Source organism: Microbacterium maritypicum, from assembly GCF_008868125.1.
GTDB classification, from domain to species: domain Bacteria; phylum Actinomycetota; class Actinomycetes; order Actinomycetales; family Microbacteriaceae; genus Microbacterium; species Microbacterium maritypicum.
This window is the reverse complement of the sequence record NZ_WAAQ01000002.1, coordinates 896,706-912,334: the sequence shown is the minus strand read 5'-3', so window position 1 is coordinate 912,334 and position 15,629 is coordinate 896,706. Positions and strand designations below refer to the sequence as shown.

Below are 15,629 nucleotides of genomic sequence, written 5' to 3'. Positions count from 1 at the left end.
TCCCCTCAGCCGATGCGGGAGACCAGCGCGTCCAACCCCATGCCGTAGTCGATGCGCACCACGGGAAGAGCGAGCTTGTCCGTGCCGATCTTCACGTATCCGGGTTCGATGGTGCGACCCATCTCGTAGCCGGCCTGGGCGACGCCCTGCTTGGTCGTGTCGTTGTAGTGCCCGTAGGGGTACGCGACCACCTGACCCACGCCGAGGATGTCGGCCGAGGTCGTGAGGTCGGCCGCGATCTGATCGGCGCTCCAGTTGACCATCCGGCCCTTGCCGTTGTCGCCGGCCTGGTGCATGTCGTGGGTGTGCGAGCGGCGCTGCACGTAGATCGACGGTGCCGGATCCTGCCGATAGGCCGTGATCATGAACGACGTCGAGAGCACCTTGTATTTGTCGACGACCGGTACCGCGAGGTCGAACCACGTCTGATCGGCGTCGTCGTCGGTGATGATCACGCTCTTCGCCGGCAGCGAGAGCCGCCCGTCGATGAAGGCGCTGAGCTCATCCCACGTCGGCAGATAGAAGCCCGTGGTCGCGATGTGGTTCATCTGCGCGTCGAAGTCTCCGATGTACGCGTAGTTGCCGCGCAGCCAGCCCTTCTCGCCCTCGGGTTCGGCCGTGAACTGGTGGTACATGAGGATGGGCACCCGCACGTCTTCCGCGGCGTTCTCCTCCGGCGTCTTCCAGGCGGCGAAGAGCTCGACCTGCTGATCCACGCACACCACGGGGTCGGCGCCGTTCACGCGGGCTGCGACCGCGAAAGCTCCCGCATCCGCCGCGCTCGGGTACCAGCCGGCGAAGACCCGGCCGTCGAGCTGCGGGATGGGCAGTCCCTGATACAGAGCTTCCTGGAACTGCAGCATCGGCTCCGCAGGAGCACCTTCGCCCGTGAACGTGACCGCACACGCACGCGGGTCGTTCGCGTCCGCCACGATCTGCTCCGCCGGCGTCAGCGGATGCTCGATCGCCTCGGGCTGCGCCTTCGGGACCGTGTTCTCCGGCGTGCGGGTGAACCACACTAACGCGGCTGCCGCTCCTCCGACGACGACGACCGCCACGGCGGCGCTGATGATGATCGCGGCACGCGAGCGCCGCTTCCCCCCGGAAGCCATCATCAGGCGTCGAAGCCCTCGGCGATCATCTCGACGAGCTCCTCCCGCTCCTCGACCGGGAGGAATGCTGCGGCTGCGGCGTTGAACTGGAACGTCTCGAGGTCGTCGAGATCGTACTCGAACGCCTCCACCAGCAGCGCGAGCTCACGGGTGAGAGAGGTGGCGCTCATGGTGCGGTTGTCGACGTTCACGGTGACCGCGAATCCGAGCTGGTACAGCAGGTCGAAGGGGTGATCCACCATGGTGTTGCCCCACGCGGCGATCGCACCGGTCTGCAGGTTCGACGACGGCGAGAGCTCGAGCGGGATCTCACGGTCGCGGACCCAGCGCGCGAGGTCGCCGAACTGCACCTGCACCTCGTCGCCCTCCTGCGTGATGACATCCAGGTCCTCCGCGATGCGCACACCGTGTCCGAGCCGCAGTGCGCGTCCGTCCAGCAGAGCCGAGCGGATGGAGGCGGGGCCTGCCGCCTCTCCCGCATGCACCGTGACGGGGAAGAAGTTCTCGGCGAGGAAGTCGAACGCCTTGCGGTGGTTCGACGGCGGGAAGCCGTCTTCGGGACCGGCGATGTCGAAGCCCACGGCGCCGCGGCCGCGGAAGTCGACCGCGAGCTCGGCGATCTCGAGGGCACGGTCGGTGTGCCGCATGGCGGTGATCAGCTGGCCGACACGGATGCTGCGTCCCGCGCGGTCCGCGGCATCCTCGCCTTCCTCGATGCCCTGCTGCACGGCTTCCACGGTCTGCTCGAGGGTGAGGCCGCGAGCCAGGTGCTGCTCGGGGGCCCAGCGCACCTCGCCGTAGATCACGCCGTCGGCCGCGAGGTCCTGCACGAACTCGCGCGCCACCCGGGTGAGGCCCTCCTGCGTCTGCATCACCGCGGTCGTGAGGTCGAACGTCTTGAGGTACTCGACCAGCGAGCCGGAGTCGCTCTGCTTCGCGAACCACGACCCGAGAGCAGCCGGCTCGGATTCCGGCACCTCCAGGCCGGTCGCGTCCGCGAGCTCGATGATCGTGGCGGGCCGCAGCGCGCCGTCGAGGTGGTCGTGCAGCGAGACCTTGGGCAGGCTCCGCAGGGAGACGCCCTGAAGCGTGACGTCGCCGTTCGCATCGATCGACATGGTGATCCTCTCGGTCGCGGATGTGCTCAGTTCAGGCTAGCGGTCGAAGGTCACGCCGTGATGCGCTCGCGGACGATGGGACCGGTGACCGGAGCCTCGTCTCCGATCGCCCAGGAGCCCTCGAGAGCGTCGAGCGCCCTGCCGAATCGGGCGTCGTCCGCGGCGGAGAGCGTGAAGAGCGGCTGGCCGGCGACGACGCGGTCACCCGGCTTCGCGTGCAGATCGATGCCAGCCTCGAAGATCACCGGGTCCTGTGCCCTGGCGCGCCCCGCACCCAGACGCCACGCGGCGACGCCGAACGGGAGGGCGTCCATGCGCGTGACGATGCCATCGGCCGGTGCGAGCACCTGGTGGGTCTCGCGAGCCGTCGGAAGAGCGGCATCCGGGTCGCCGTCCTGGGCGCGGATCATCGCCTTCCAGGTGTCCATCGCGCGTCCGTCATCGAGGGCGGCCTCCACGTCGGCATCCGGCTGCCCGGCGAGGGCGAGCATCTCGCGTGCCAGGGCGATCGTCAGCTCGCGCACATCCGACGGTCCGCCGCCGGCGAGGATCTCGACGGACTCCCTGACCTCGTTGGCGTTGCCGATCGCGAGCCCGAGCGGCACATTCATGTCGGTCAGCAGCGCCGTCGTCGCGACACCCGAGTCGGTGCCGAGCGCGACCATCGTGCGTGCCAGCTCGCGGGCGCGATCGATGTCCTGCATGAATGCGCCGGATCCGAACTTCACGTCGAGCACGAGAGCGTCCGTGCCCTCGGCGATCTTCTTGGACATGATGCTCGATGCGATCAGCGGGATCGCCTCGACCGTGCCGGTGACGTCGCGCAGTGCGTACAGCTTCTTGTCCGCGGGGGCGAGCCCGGAGCCGGCCGCGCAGATGACCGCGCCGACGTCGCCCTGCATCTGCGCGAACATCTCCTCGTTGCTGAGAGCGGCGCGCCATCCGGGGATCGACTCGAGCTTGTCGAGCGTGCCACCGGTGTGGCCGAGTCCACGACCGCTCAGCTGCGGCACGGCCACGCCGAACGAGGCGACCAGAGGCGCGAGCGGCAGCGTGATCTTGTCGCCGACGCCGCCGGTGGAGTGCTTGTCGACGGTGCGCTTGCCGAGAGAGGCGAAGCTCATCCGCTCCCCCGAGGCGATCATCGCGTCGGTCAGCACGCGGATCTCATCGCGCTCCATGCCGCGCTGGAAGATGGCCATCGCGAACGACGCCATCTGCGCGTCGGAGACGTAGCCGCGCGTGTAGGCGTCGACCATCCAGCGAAGCGCGGGCTCCGGCACGGCACCGCCGTCGCGCTTGGCGCGGATCACATCGATCGCGTCGAACGGTTCGATGGCTCCCTGAGCCTGTGCAGCGGTCATCGTGCTTCCTCCAGGTCGCGCGGCCCGAATGCGTCGGGCAGCACCTCGTCGATCGTGCGGATGCCGGAGACGGTCTCCAGCAGCATCCCGGGCATCGCGTGCTCGAACAGCAGCTGGCGACAGCGTCCGCACGGCATGATGGTCTGCCCCTCGTTGTTGACGCACACGAACGCGACGAGCTGGCCGCCGCCGGACATGTGCAGGTCGCCGACCAGAGCGCACTCGGCGCACAACGTCACGCCGTAGGAGGCGTTCTCGACGTTGCAGCCGGCCACGATGCGGCCGTCGCCGACCAGGGCGGCCGCACCCACGCGATAGCGGGAGTACGGCGCGTACGCCTTGGTCATGGCGTCAGTTGCGACCTGGCGCAGTTCATCCCAGTCGATGTCCGTCATTGCGATGTTCTCTCTTCCCTGCAGGGCTACGACTTGATGTAGGGCTTGCCGTCGGCGGCAGGCGCCTTGATCTGCCCGGCGAACCCGGCGACCGCGAGCAGCGTCACCACGTAGGGCAGCATCAGCATGAACTCACCCGGGATGGGCGTCTTCAGGATCGACAGCAGGTTCTGCAGGTTGGTGGCGAATCCGAACAGCAGCGCCGCGAGCGTCGCGCGGATCGGGTCCCAGCGTCCGAAGATCACCGCGGCAAGGGCGATGAAGCCGAGCCCGGCCGTCATGTCCTTTCCGAACTGCGGGACCGAGACGAGGGTGAAGTACGCGCCGCCCATGCCCGCGATCGCGCCGGCGAGCAGCACGTTCCAGAACCGGGTCGGGTTCACCTTGATGCCCACGGTGTCCGCAGCCTGCGGGTGCTCACCGACGGCACGCAGCCGCAGACCCCACCGGGTGCGGTAGAGGCCCCAGGCCACGACGCCGACGGTGATGAACATCAGGTACCCGATGAACGTCTGGTTGAACAGCACCGGTCCGATGATCGGGATGTCGCTGAGCACCGGGATCTCGACGCGCGGGAAGCGCACCGGCCTGTTCAGCGTCGCCTCGTTCGGAGCGAGCAGCGCGCCGTAGAGGAAGCCCGTGAGACCGGTGACGAGCACGTTGAGCACGACACCGACGATGACCTGCTCGACGAGGTACTTGATCGCGAATGCGGCGAGCACACTCGCCACCAGGACGCCGCCGATCATGGCGCCGACGAGACCGACGAACGGGTTGCCCGTGATGCTCGACAGGAGCGCCGCGGAGAACGCGCCCAGGAGCAGCTGCCCCTCGATCGCGACGTTCACGACGCCGGCACGCTCGCCGATGACGCCGCCGAGAGCTCCGAAGACCAGGGGCACCGAGAGCGAGACCGCACCGAACAGCAGGCTCGTGACGGGCACGAGACCGCCGGCGGCCGCCCAGACGAGGAACGCGAACACGGCCAGCACACTGAACGCGATCACCAGCCACAGCGAGGGCGCACGGTAGGTCCATGCCCGAAGGAACGCCCCCACCGTCAGCACCACGAGGATGCCGATCACGACCCAGAAGGTCGAAGCCGTGGGCAGCGCCACGTCCGGCAGCGCGAGCGCCGAGGACTGGTCGGAGAGGCGGAACGTGCTGGTGCCGTCGCGCGGCACGAACAGGAACAGCAGCGCGAGGAGCACGGTGGCGCCGGCGAGAACGATCGGCGCCTTGAGGTGCCGTTCCTTCACGGTCGCCAGCTGGACCGTGCCGTCGGCGGCCTGAGTCTGCACGAGGGACATCATGCCGCCACCGCCTTCTTCGCGGCCTTGGCTCTGAGCCTGGCCGCCTTCTCGATATCGGTCTTCGGGAGGAAGAACACCGCGCGCAGCAGCGGCGGCGCGGCGATGAACAGCACCACGAGCGACTGCACGACGAGCACGATGTCGACCGGGATGTCCTGCGCCTGCATGGAGAAGGACCCTGCCTTGAGCGCGCCGAACAGGATGCCGGCGGCGAACGTGCCCCAGGCGCGGCTGCGGCCGAGGAGGGCGACGGTGATCGCGTCGAAGCCGATCCCGGCATCGATGGTCTCGGTGACGCCCGTGGTGACCGCGCCCTGGATCTGGTTCATGCCCGCGAGACCGGCGAGGCCACCTGCGAAGAGCATGGCGTAGACGTAGACGCGCTGGACGCTGATGCCCGCGGCGCGCGCAGCGTGCGGGTTCTCCCCCACGGCGCGCATGCGCATGCCGAGCGACGAGCGCTCGATGAGCCACCAGACGAACAGGGTCGCCACGATCACGATCACGAAACCGAGGTCGAGCAACGGGAACTGCGGTCCGAGCAGCGTCGGGAACTGGGCGCTCTCCGGCGTCGCCGATCCGAGCGCCTGGTTCGTCCCCGGCTTCTGCAGCAGACCCGGGGTGCGGATCATCCACAGCAGCAGGTAGTACGCGATGTAGTTCAGCATGATCGTGAGGATCACCTCGTGCGCACCCGTGCGCGCCTTGATGAGTCCCGCGATCGCGCCCCAGAGCGCACCGCCCGCGATGCCGGCGATGAGCGTGACCGGGATGTGCAACCAGATCGGCAGGTCGAGCGAGAACGTCAGCAGTGCGGCGACGGCCACACCGATGAGCATCTGGCCGCGAGCACCGATGTTGAACAGGCCGACGCGGAATGCCAGCGCCACGCCGAGGCCGGCCGCGATGAGCGGCGCCGCGAAGCCGAGCGTGTTGGTCAGCGGTCGGATCTGCGCCGCGAAGTCCGCGCCGCGGGCGTTGAAGATCGCTCCGCGGACCAGGGCCTCGTACCCGTTGTAGACGGCGTTCCACGCGGCGGCGAACGTATCACCGGGCTGTGCGAAGAAGTAGACGGATGCTTCCAGCACGTCTTCGTTCGTGAAGGCGATCAGGACGCCGCCGACGATGAGTGCCAGCACGATCGCGAGGATCGTGGTGACCGCATTGCCGCGGAGGATCTCTTTGAGGATGACGTTGCCGCGCGGGGGCGGCGGCACATCGGAGGGGTCGCGCGGGACCGTGCCGGTGCTCGTGCTGAGCTCCTGCGGCGGAATCCCCTTGGTCACATCTCCTGCGCCGGGTGTCGCTCCGCTCACGCGGCCACCTCCCCTTCGGCCGCTCCGGCCATCATGAGTCCGAGCGTCTCCCGAGGCGTGTCGCCGGGGACGATGCCGACGATCGTGCCGCGGTACATGACCGCGATCCGATCGGCGAGAGCTGCGACCTCGTCGAGCTCCGTGGAGACGACGATCACGGGCACACCCGCGTCGCGCGTCTCGATGATCCGCTTGTGGATGAACTCGATCGAGCCGACGTCGACACCACGGGTGGGCTGCGCCGCGACGAGGAGGCGCAGATCGCGGCTCATCTCCCTGGCGATGACGACCTTCTGCTGGTTTCCGCCGGACAGTGTTCCTGCGGCCGTCTCCGGACCCTGGGTGCGGATGTCGTACTCCTTGATGCGCGCACGGGCGAACTCGTCGAGCACCGAGCGCCGCAGTGTTCCCGCGCGACTGAACGCCGGGTCGTCCGAACGGTCGAGGATCAGGTTCTCCGCGACGGAGAAACCGGCCACCAGGCCGTCTTCCGTGCGGTCTTCCGGCACGAAGCCGACTCCGGCGTCGAGGATCGCGCGCACGCTCTTGCCGACGAGCTCGTTGCCGTCGAGCTCGATGCTGCCTTCGACGCGGGCGGCGAGGCCGACGATGGCCTCCACGAGCTCGGTCTGGCCGTTGCCCTGGACACCCGCGATCGCGAGCACCTCTCCCGGTCGGACGGCGAAGTCGACACCATCGACGACGATGGCCCCGGTGGGAGTGAGCACGCGCAGTCCCTTGACTTCGAATCCGCCCTCGCCCAGGCGCGGCGGTTCCTTGTGCACGGTGAGCTCGACGGCTCGGCCGACCATGAGCGAGGCGAGCTCGCCGTTGGTCGCGGTCGGGGACGCCTCGCCGACGACGCGGCCGAGACGGATGATGGTGATCTTGTCGGCGACCTCGCGGACCTCGCGCAGCTTGTGCGTGATGAACACGATCGCCGTGCCCTCGTCGCGCAGCTGACGCATGATGCTCATCAGCTCGTCGGTCTCCTGCGGCGTGAGCACGGCCGTGGGCTCGTCGAACACGAGCACCTTCGCGTCGCGCGACAGCGCCTTGATGATCTCGACGCGCTGCTGCACGCCGACGGGAAGGTCTCCGACGAGGGCGTCGGGGTCGATGTCGAAACCGAAGCGGGCGGCGACCGATCGCACGTGCTCTCGCGCCTTCGCGATGTCGAGCGTGCCGAGGGCCTTGGTCTGTTCGTGTCCGAGCATCACGTTCTCGGCCACGGTGAACACCGGGACGAGCATGAAGTGCTGGTGGACCATGCCGATCCCCGCAGCCATCGCGTCACCGGGACCGCGGAAGCGCTGCACCTCGTCATCGAGGAGGATCTCGCCCTCGTCGGCCTGATACAGGCCGTAGAGCACGTTCATGAGGGTGGACTTGCCTGCGCCGTTCTCACCGAGGAGCGCGTGGATCTCACCCGGTTCGACCACGAGATCGATGTGGTCGTTGGCAACGAGGGTGCCGAATCGCTTGGTGATGCCGCGAAGTTCGAGCTTCATATCTGCACCTTATCCAGAAGAGTTGTCCAGGAGAATCATCGTCCGTCCACGACACGGGGCGAGTGGCATCCTGCTCACCACTCGCCCCGTGCGGGAACTGCGACGGAATTACTTGGAGGTCGGGGAGTTCGGGGACTCCACCTTGATGTCGCCGGAGATGATCTGCTCCTGCAGAGCCTTGAGCTCGTCGGTCAGACCCTCCGGCAGCTTCGACTCGAAGTCACCGAAGCCGGAGAGCTTGACGCCCTCGTTCTCGAGCGTGCCCACGTACGGGGCCGGGTCGAACTCGCCCTTGGCCGCAGCCAGGGTCGCGTCCTTCACGGCGACGTCGATCGCCTTCATGATCGAGACGAGCGTGATGCCGGCCACCTCGGGGTCGGCGACGGCGAGGTCGCTGTCGACACCGAGCATCAGGGTGTCCTTGCCGCTGTCGGCGATCGCCGCAGCCGCGCTCTGGTAGACGGGGCCGCCGACCGGGAGGATGACGTCGACGCCCTGGTCGAGCACACCCTGTGCGGTCTGCTTGGCGGTGTCGTTCGCGTCGAAGCCGCCCGTGAACGAGCCCTTCTGCGTGGCCTCGTCCCAGCCGAAGACCTCGACCGCAGCGGACTCGTCCTCGTTGTACTTCTCGACACCGAGCTGGTAGCCGTCCATGAACACGGCGACCGACGGGATCTGCATTCCGCCGAACGTGCCGACCTTGTTCACACCGCTCTGGGCAGACCACGATGCGGCAGCGTAGCCGCCGAGGTATGCGGCCTGAGCCGTGTCGAAGACGAGGGGCTTGATGTTCGGGGCATCGACGGTGCCGTCGAAGTCGTTGTCGGCCCAGTCGTCGATGATCGCGTAGTCGATGTCGGGGTTCGCGAGAGCGGACTCGACCGTGGCGGCGGACAGCTTGAAGCCGACCGAGACGATGAGCGAGCAGCCCTCGGAGACCGCGGTCTCGAGGTTCGGCGCGTAGTCGTTGTCATTCGCCGACTCGAACTCGAGGGGCTTGATGTCCAGCTCCTCGGCGGCACTGTCCATGCCCTCCTTGGCGGACTGGTTGAACGACTTGTCGTTCCATCCGCCGGCGTCGGAGACGAGGCAGGGAAGGAAGTCGGAGGCGACCGGCTCGCCGGAGCCGGCGGGCTTGTCTGTCGGTGCCTGGCCGCAACCGGCGAGTGCGAAGACGACGCCAGCGGCGACGGTGACGCCGAGCAGCTTCTTGGTGGTGGAGATGGTCAACTGATGCCTCCCTCAACGAAACCGCGGCCATCGCGGATCGATCAAAGTTACCTACTGTTTCGGCTTTTGTGCACGCCCGCCCCGCATGTGCTGGCCAATGGTTACCAAGCTGAAATCAAGACAGCCGATGAGCGTGAGAGCGTGCTCATCGGAGCAGGCGTCAGAGCACGTCTCCGCGACCGGTGAGCTTGAGCGACTCGACCACGCCCTTGACCCGCTGCGCGTGCTGCACGGTGGTGACCAGCAGCGCGTCGGGGGTGTCGACCACGACGATGTCCTGCACCCCCACCAGGCTGATCACGCGCGAGGTCTGGCTGACGAGGATTCCGCTCGCGCCGTCGGTGAGAACGCGCGCGTTCGGGCCGAGAACGGCGAGATCGTTCTTGCGACCGTTGGTGATGAGCTTGGTCAGCGAAGCGAAATCGCCCACGTCGTCCCAGTCGAAGTGGCCGGGGACGACGGCGAGGCGTCCGCGGCGGGCGGCGGGTTCGGCGACCGCGTAGTCGATCGCGATCTTCTTCAGGCGCGGCCAGATCCGATCGACCGCCGGTCCTCGACGATCGCGGTCGTCCCATGCCTCGGCGAGTTCGAGCAGACCGGCGTGCAGTTCGGGCTCGTTCACGGCCAGCTCCTCCAGCAGCACGCTGGCCTTGGCGATGAACATGCCCGCGTTCCAGAGGTACCCGCGATCAGCGATGTAGGACTTCGCCGTCTCGAGATCGGGCTTCTCCACGAAACTCTCGACGAGAGCGGCCTCGCGCGCGCCTTCGACCACGAGCTCGGGCCCCATCTTGATGTAGCCGAAACCGATCGCCGGCTCGGTCGGCGTGATGCCGATCGTGCAGATGTACCCCTCCCGCGCCACCTCGACGGCGTCGCGCACCGCGAACTCGAACACGCGTGTGCCGCGGATCACGTGGTCCGCGCTGAACGAGCCGATGATCACGTCGGAATTGCGACGGTGCAGAATCGCCGCGGCGAGTCCGATCGCCGCCGCCGACTCGCGCGGCTCGGATTCCAGGAAGACGTTCAGGTCGGGGATGCCGGGCAGCTCCGCCTCGACGGCCGCGCGATGGGCACGGCCGGTGACGACGGCGATCCGGTCCGCCCCGGCGAGCGGGACGAGCCGATCCCAGGTGTCGCGCAGCAGCGAGTGCCCGGACCCCGTCAGGTCGTGCAGGAACTTCGGTGCGTCCGCCCGGGAGAGCGGCCACAGCCTGCTGCCGATGCCGCCGGCGGGAATGACTGCGTAGAAATCCTTGATGGGTGCGCTCACCCTGCCAGGGTAGCCGCAGAGGACGAGCCGACATCGAGAGACTTAGGCTCCCCTTCGTCGCTCCCAGTGATCTGACAGGAATAAGATGGACAGCGATCGGGCGTGCCTGAGACTTCGCCAGGCTCACACTTGAACGAGAGCAGTGCACGCGACCGAGTCACATCGATCCAGGGAGGACGACCGTGTCCACAAGCGCCCGCTTGACACCGTCGATTTCGGAAACCACGTCCAAGACCCCACGCGGCACCCTCTATCGGGGTCGCGAAGGCATGTGGTCGTGGGTGCTTCACCGCATCACCGGAGTCGCCATCTTCTTCTTCCTGTTGGTGCACGTGCTCGACACGGCGCTGATCAGGGTGTCGCCGGAGGCGTACAACGCCGTCATCGGCACATACAAGAACCCGGTCATGGCCCTCGGTGAGGTCGTGCTCGTCGCCGGCATCGTGTTCCACGCGATGAACGGCCTGCGCATCATCGCCGTCGACTTCTGGTCGAAGGGCGCCAAGTATCAGCGTCAGCTGTTCTGGGGCGTCCTGCTGGTGTGGGGCATCATCATGGCCGGCTTCGTGCCCCGCCACCTGATGCTCGCGTTCGCCGGGTTCGGAGGGGGACACTGATGTCTGCACAGACCATGGCGACCGCCCCGGTGCGCCGCCGCCGCGGAGTCAACCTCGAGAAGTGGGGCTGGATCTTCATGCGCGTCTCGGGCGTCGTGCTCGTCGTGCTGATCTTCGGCCACCTCTTCGTCAACCTCATGGTGGGCGAAGGCATCCACGCCCTCGACTTCGCGTTCATCGCCGGCAAGTTCGCCACGCCGTTCTGGCAGTGGTGGGACGTGCTGATGCTGTGGCTCGCACTCATCCACGGCGCCAACGGCATGCGCACGATCGTGAACGACTACGTGACGAACAGCACGGCGCGCAAGGCGCTGGTCTGGGCGCTCGGGCTGGCCGCCGGCCTGCTCATCATCCTCGGCACGCTCGTGGTCTTCACGTTCGACCCGTGCCTGGGTGTGACCGAGGACAGCGTCCTCTGGTCCGAATGCGCCGCGATCGTCGGGAACTAGAAGAAGGCATACGAGAAGTGACTACCGAGACGCAGGATTCCGTCGTCCGTGACGGCGTGCACTACCACCAGTTCGACATCGTCATCGTGGGAGCCGGTGGGGCGGGCATGCGTGCCGCCATCGAGGCGGGCCCCGGGGCGAAGACCGCCGTGATCTCCAAGCTCTACCCCACGCGCTCGCACACCGGTGCGGCGCAGGGCGGTATGGCGGCGGCCCTCGCGAACGTCGAAGAGGACTCCTGGGAGTGGCACACCTTCGACACCGTCAAGGGCGGTGACTACCTCGTCGACCAGGACGCGGCCGAGATCCTCGCGAAGGAGGCCATCGACGCGGTCATCGACCTCGAGAACATGGGCCTCCCCTTCAACCGCACGCCCGAGGGCAAGATCGACCAGCGCCGCTTCGGCGGGCACACCGCAGAGCACGGCAAGACCCCGGTCCGCCGCGCCTGCTACGCCGCCGACCGCACCGGCCACATGATCCTGCAGACGCTGTTCCAGAACTGCGTCAAGCTCGGCATCAACTTCTTCAACGAGTTCTACGTCCTGGATCTGCTCACGGTGAAGGACGCCGACGGCAAGACCCAGGTCTCGGGCGTCGTCGCCTACGATCTCGCGACCGGCGAGCTGCACGTCTTCCAGGCCAAGGCCGTGATCTTCGCGACCGGCGGTTTCGGCAAGATCTTCAAGACGACCTCGAACGCGCACACCCTCACCGGCGACGGCGTCGGCATCGTGTGGCGCAAGGGACTCCCCCTCGAGGACCTGGAGTTCTTCCAGTTCCACCCGACCGGCCTCGCCGGTCTCGGCATCCTCCTCACCGAGGGCGCACGAGGAGAGGGCGCGATCCTGCGCAACGCCTCGGGTGAACGCTTCATGGAGCGCTACGCCCCGACCATCAAGGACCTCGCCCCGCGCGACATCGTCGCCCGCTGCATGGTGCAGGAGGTCCTCGACGGCCGTGGCGCCGGTCCCCACAAGGACTACGTGCTGCTGGACTGCACGCACCTGGGAGCCGAGGTTCTCGAGACCAAGCTCCCCGACATCACCGAGTTCGCACGCACGTACCTCGGCGTCGACCCGGTCGTCGAGCCCGTGCCCGTGATGCCCACCGCGCACTACGCCATGGGCGGCATCCCGACCAACAACGACGGCGAGGTGCTCGCGGACAACACCACCGTCGTCCCCGGCCTCTACGCCGCCGGCGAGTGCGCCTGTGTCTCGGTGCACGGCGCGAACCGCCTCGGCACCAACTCGCTCCTGGACATCAACGTCTTCGGCAAGCGCGCCGGCCGCAACGCCGTCGAGTACGTCAAGACCGCCGAGTTCGTGCCGCTCCCCGAGAACCCGGCGGCATTCGTGTCGGGCATGCTCGAGGACCTGCGCAACAACCAGGGCACCGAGCGCATCGCCGTGCTCCGCAAGACCCTGCAGGACGAGATGGACAAGGGCGCGCAGGTCTTCCGCACGCACGATTCCCTCCAGCACGTGCTCGGCGTGATCGCCGAACTGCGTGAGCGCTACAAGAACGTCCACGTCGACGACAAGGGCCAGCGGTTCAACACCGACCTGCTCGAAGCCGTCGAGCTGGGCTTCCTCCTCGACATCGCCGAGGTCGTCGTCTACGCCGCGCAGAACCGCGAGGAGAGCCGCGGCGGACACATGCGCGACGACTTCCCGAAGCGCGACGACGAGAAGTACATGAAGCACACCATGGCCTACCTGACCGGTGACCCGCACTCCTCCACGCCGAGCGATCACATCAAGCTCGACTGGAAGCCGGTCGTCTTCACGAAGAACGAGCAGGGCGAGTTCAACTACCCGCCGATGGAGAGGAAGTACTGAGCATGTCGACCGCCATCGCAGAGGCACCTGCCGACACGACCGAGGAGACCGGCATCCAGTCCTTCGTCGTCACGTTCAACATCCGCCGGTTCAACCCGGAGGTCGACGCCGAGCCGCACTGGGTCGACTACGACGTGGAGCTCTACTCCACCGACCGTGTGCTCGACGCCCTGCACAAGATCAAGTGGGAGGTCGACGGCTCCCTGACCTTCCGCCGCTCCTGCGCTCACGGCATCTGCGGCTCCGACGCCATGCGCATCAACGGCCGCAACCGCCTCGCCTGCAAGACGCTGATCAAGGACCTCGACATCTCGAAGCCGATCTACGTCGAGGCGATCAAGGGCCTGCCGCTGGAGAAGGACCTGGTCGTCGACATGGAGCCGTTCTTCGCGTCGTACCGCGAGGTGCAGCCGTTCCTGGTCGCCAGCTCCGTGCCGGAGAAGGGCAAGGAGCGCGTCCAGTCCATCGCCGACCGCGAGATCTTCGACGACACCACCAAGTGCATCCTGTGCGCCGCGTGCACCTCGTCCTGCCCCGTGTTCTGGACCGACGGGCAGTACTTCGGCCCGGCCGCGATCGTCAACGCCCACCGCTTCATCTTCGACTCCCGCGACGACAACGCAGCGGTCCGCCTCGACATCCTCAACGACAAGGAAGGCGTGTGGCGCTGCCGCACCACCTTCAACTGCTCCGAGGCATGCCCCCGTGGCATCGAGGTCACCAAGGCCATCGCCGAGGTCAAGCAGGCCGTGCTCCGCGGGCGTCCCTGACGACGCTTCTGCAGTCGCATGCGAACAGGCGGTCCCTTCCGGGGCCGCCTGTTCGCGTATCCGCCACCACTCTCCTCGCCGCCACCTCTTGGGTAGGGTGGGGAGGTGTCCGAACCCGATGGCTCCGAGGCCGAGTCCGGTCGCCTCGATGCGGCCGTCGAGCGCGCGACCGCACTGACACAGCGCACCCTCGGTCTGTTCCCTGTGCGGGTCTGGCGCCACTTCCTGCAGCACAACGGATTCCTCCTCGCTGCGGGCGTGAGCTATCAGGCGCTGTTCGCGATCTTCGCGGCGATCTATCTCGTCTTCGCGATCGCCGGGCTCTGGCTCGGAGGCAGCGAGGAGGCGGTGGATGGCCTGATCGCCATGATCAACCGCTACATCCCCAATCTGATCCTCCCTGAAGGCGGTGTCTTCACGCCCGCACAGGTGCAGGAGATCGCGGTGAACACCACGGGGCTGCTGAGCGTGACCGGTCTGATCGCCCTCGGCACCGTGATCTGGACGGCCATCGGATGGGTCACGTTCTCGCGTCGGGCGACCAGGGACATCTTCGGCCTGCCGCCGGACCGGCGCAGCTACGTGCTGCTGAAGGCCAGGGACCTGCTGGCGGCCGTGATCTTCGGTGTCTCTCTCGTCGTCGGCTCACTGCTCAGCTCCGCCAGCGCGGCGGTGCTGAGCTGGCTCCTCAGCCTGCTGGGGTGGGACTCCGGCTCCGACGGGATCAACATCAGCATCCGCATCGGCACCGTGCTGGTGTCGTTCGCCCTGATGTCCGGGGCGCTGGCGGCGATGGTGCGCTTCCTGACGGGAACGTCACTGCACTGGCACGTGATCTGGCCGGGGGCGCTTCTCGGCGGCGGCGCGATGACCATCCTCCAGTACGGGGCCGGATTCCTGCTGAGCTACACGCCCTCCAACCCACTGCTCGCCACGTTCGCCATCTTCATCGGTCTCCTGCTGTGGTTCCGCGTGAACGGGGTGGTGATGCTGGTGGCGTCCTCCTGGATCGCTGTCGCCGCGCAGGATCGCGATCTGCCTCTGTTGACGCTCACGGATGCCGAACGCCGCGTGGCCGAGTATCAAGCGCTGTTGACGGCGGCGCGCATCCGGGTGCGCAAAGCCCACGCCGCCCGCGAGAGTGCGCCGTGGTACCGCGCCTGGGCTGCGGAGAGGGCCGTGCGCGACGCGGAGCAGGAGCTCGCGGACCTCGAGGCCTCTCCTCCCCCACCCGACGACCCGCGCGGCCCGCTGGCCCAGCGCCTGCTCACGGAGCTGCATCGACCGGGACGGGATGTCGGCGGCGCTCGTTAG

General features: G+C 67.6%; 14 protein-coding genes. 5 read left to right on the top strand and 9 right to left on the bottom strand.

Translation table 11 applies throughout. From position 1 onward, the window contains the following. Positions 1-5: 5 nt before the first annotated feature. From F6W70_RS15175 to F6W70_RS15135, 9 genes are all read right to left on the bottom strand, one after another. Positions 6-1,115: a polysaccharide deacetylase family protein gene (locus F6W70_RS15175; RefSeq protein WP_151487172.1), complete on the bottom strand. Its 1,110-nt coding sequence runs from the start codon at positions 1,113-1,115 to the stop codon at positions 6-8. Beyond that, the gene (locus F6W70_RS15170; protein ID WP_151487171.1) at positions 1,115-2,230 is read right to left on the bottom strand and encodes an adenosine deaminase; all 1,116 of its coding nucleotides are present in this window, start codon (positions 2,228-2,230) and stop codon (positions 1,115-1,117) included. The genes F6W70_RS15175 and F6W70_RS15170 overlap by 1 nt, the downstream gene beginning before the upstream one ends. Positions 2,231-2,280: 50 nt before the next feature. Next, entirely contained in the window at positions 2,281-3,594 is a 1,314-nt protein-coding gene (locus tag F6W70_RS15165; RefSeq protein WP_017828471.1) for a thymidine phosphorylase, read from the bottom strand. After that, entirely contained in the window at positions 3,591-3,989 is a 399-nt protein-coding gene (locus F6W70_RS15160; RefSeq protein ID WP_017828470.1) for a cytidine deaminase, read from the bottom strand. Before F6W70_RS15160 ends, F6W70_RS15165 begins: the two co-directional genes overlap by 4 nt. A 26-nt stretch (positions 3,990-4,015) precedes the next feature. Further along, complete coding sequence (locus tag F6W70_RS15155) at positions 4,016-5,299, bottom strand: ABC transporter permease (RefSeq protein WP_017828469.1); 1,284 nt, start codon at positions 5,297-5,299, stop codon at positions 4,016-4,018. Beyond that, entirely contained in the window at positions 5,299-6,618 is a 1,320-nt protein-coding gene (locus tag F6W70_RS15150; protein ID WP_055870872.1) for an ABC transporter permease, read from the bottom strand. The genes F6W70_RS15155 and F6W70_RS15150 overlap by 1 nt, the downstream gene beginning before the upstream one ends. Beyond that, positions 6,615-8,129: an ABC transporter ATP-binding protein gene (locus tag F6W70_RS15145; RefSeq protein ID WP_017828467.1), complete on the bottom strand. Its 1,515-nt coding sequence runs from the start codon at positions 8,127-8,129 to the stop codon at positions 6,615-6,617. Before F6W70_RS15145 ends, F6W70_RS15150 begins: the two co-directional genes overlap by 4 nt. A 108-nt stretch (positions 8,130-8,237) precedes the next feature. Next, complete coding sequence (locus F6W70_RS15140; RefSeq protein WP_151487170.1) at positions 8,238-9,359, bottom strand: BMP family lipoprotein; 1,122 nt, start codon at positions 9,357-9,359, stop codon at positions 8,238-8,240. Between the two features lie 160 nt (positions 9,360-9,519). Then, on the bottom strand, positions 9,520-10,635 hold the full coding sequence (locus tag F6W70_RS15135; RefSeq protein ID WP_151487169.1) for a mannose-1-phosphate guanylyltransferase: 1,116 nt from the start codon (positions 10,633-10,635) through the stop codon (positions 9,520-9,522). Positions 10,636-10,817: 182 nt separating this feature from the next. On the opposite strand from F6W70_RS15135, the gene sdhC reads away from it, so the two are divergent. The 5 genes from sdhC to F6W70_RS15110 all read left to right on the top strand — a co-directional run bounded on the left by sdhC (position 10,818) and on the right by F6W70_RS15110 (position 15,629). Then, entirely contained in the window at positions 10,818-11,252 is a 435-nt protein-coding gene (sdhC, locus tag F6W70_RS15130; RefSeq protein ID WP_074731658.1) for a succinate dehydrogenase, cytochrome b556 subunit, read from the top strand. After that, complete coding sequence (locus tag F6W70_RS15125; RefSeq protein WP_055870856.1) at positions 11,252-11,701, top strand: succinate dehydrogenase hydrophobic membrane anchor subunit; 450 nt, start codon at positions 11,252-11,254, stop codon at positions 11,699-11,701. The genes sdhC and F6W70_RS15125 overlap by 1 nt, the downstream gene beginning before the upstream one ends. Positions 11,702-11,718: 17 nt before the next feature. After that, positions 11,719-13,545 carry a succinate dehydrogenase flavoprotein subunit gene (gene sdhA / locus F6W70_RS15120; protein WP_017828463.1) on the top strand — a complete coding sequence of 609 codons (1,827 nt, stop codon included), beginning with the start codon at positions 11,719-11,721 and terminating at the stop codon, positions 13,543-13,545. Positions 13,546-13,547: 2 nt separating this feature from the next. After that, on the top strand, positions 13,548-14,315 hold the full coding sequence (locus tag F6W70_RS15115) for a succinate dehydrogenase iron-sulfur subunit (protein ID WP_017828462.1): 768 nt from the start codon (positions 13,548-13,550) through the stop codon (positions 14,313-14,315). A gap of 105 nt (positions 14,316-14,420) precedes the next feature. Next, on the top strand, positions 14,421-15,629 hold the full coding sequence (locus tag F6W70_RS15110) for a YihY/virulence factor BrkB family protein (protein ID WP_055870853.1): 1,209 nt from the start codon (positions 14,421-14,423) through the stop codon (positions 15,627-15,629).

What these genes read in the sequence shown, in the direction of transcription:
- F6W70_RS15175 (WP_151487172.1), bottom strand. Translation starts at nt 1,115, where the DNA reads ATGATGGCTTCCGGGGGGAAGCGGCGCTCGCGTGCCGCGATCATCATC.
- F6W70_RS15170 (WP_151487171.1), bottom strand. Translation starts at nt 2,230, where the DNA reads ATGTCGATCGATGCGAACGGCGACGTCACGCTTCAGGGCGTCTCCCTG.
- F6W70_RS15165 (WP_017828471.1), bottom strand. Translation starts at nt 3,594, where the DNA reads ATGACCGCTGCACAGGCTCAGGGAGCCATCGAACCGTTCGACGCGATC.
- F6W70_RS15160 (WP_017828470.1), bottom strand. Translation starts at nt 3,989, where the DNA reads ATGACGGACATCGACTGGGATGAACTGCGCCAGGTCGCAACTGACGCC.
- F6W70_RS15155 (WP_017828469.1), bottom strand. Translation starts at nt 5,299, where the DNA reads ATGTCCCTCGTGCAGACTCAGGCCGCCGACGGCACGGTCCAGCTGGCG.
- F6W70_RS15145 (WP_017828467.1), bottom strand. Translation starts at nt 8,129, where the DNA reads ATGAAGCTCGAACTTCGCGGCATCACCAAGCGATTCGGCACCCTCGTT.
- F6W70_RS15125 (WP_055870856.1), top strand. Translation starts at nt 11,252, where the DNA reads ATGTCTGCACAGACCATGGCGACCGCCCCGGTGCGCCGCCGCCGCGGA.
- F6W70_RS15115 (WP_017828462.1), top strand. Translation starts at nt 13,548, where the DNA reads ATGTCGACCGCCATCGCAGAGGCACCTGCCGACACGACCGAGGAGACC.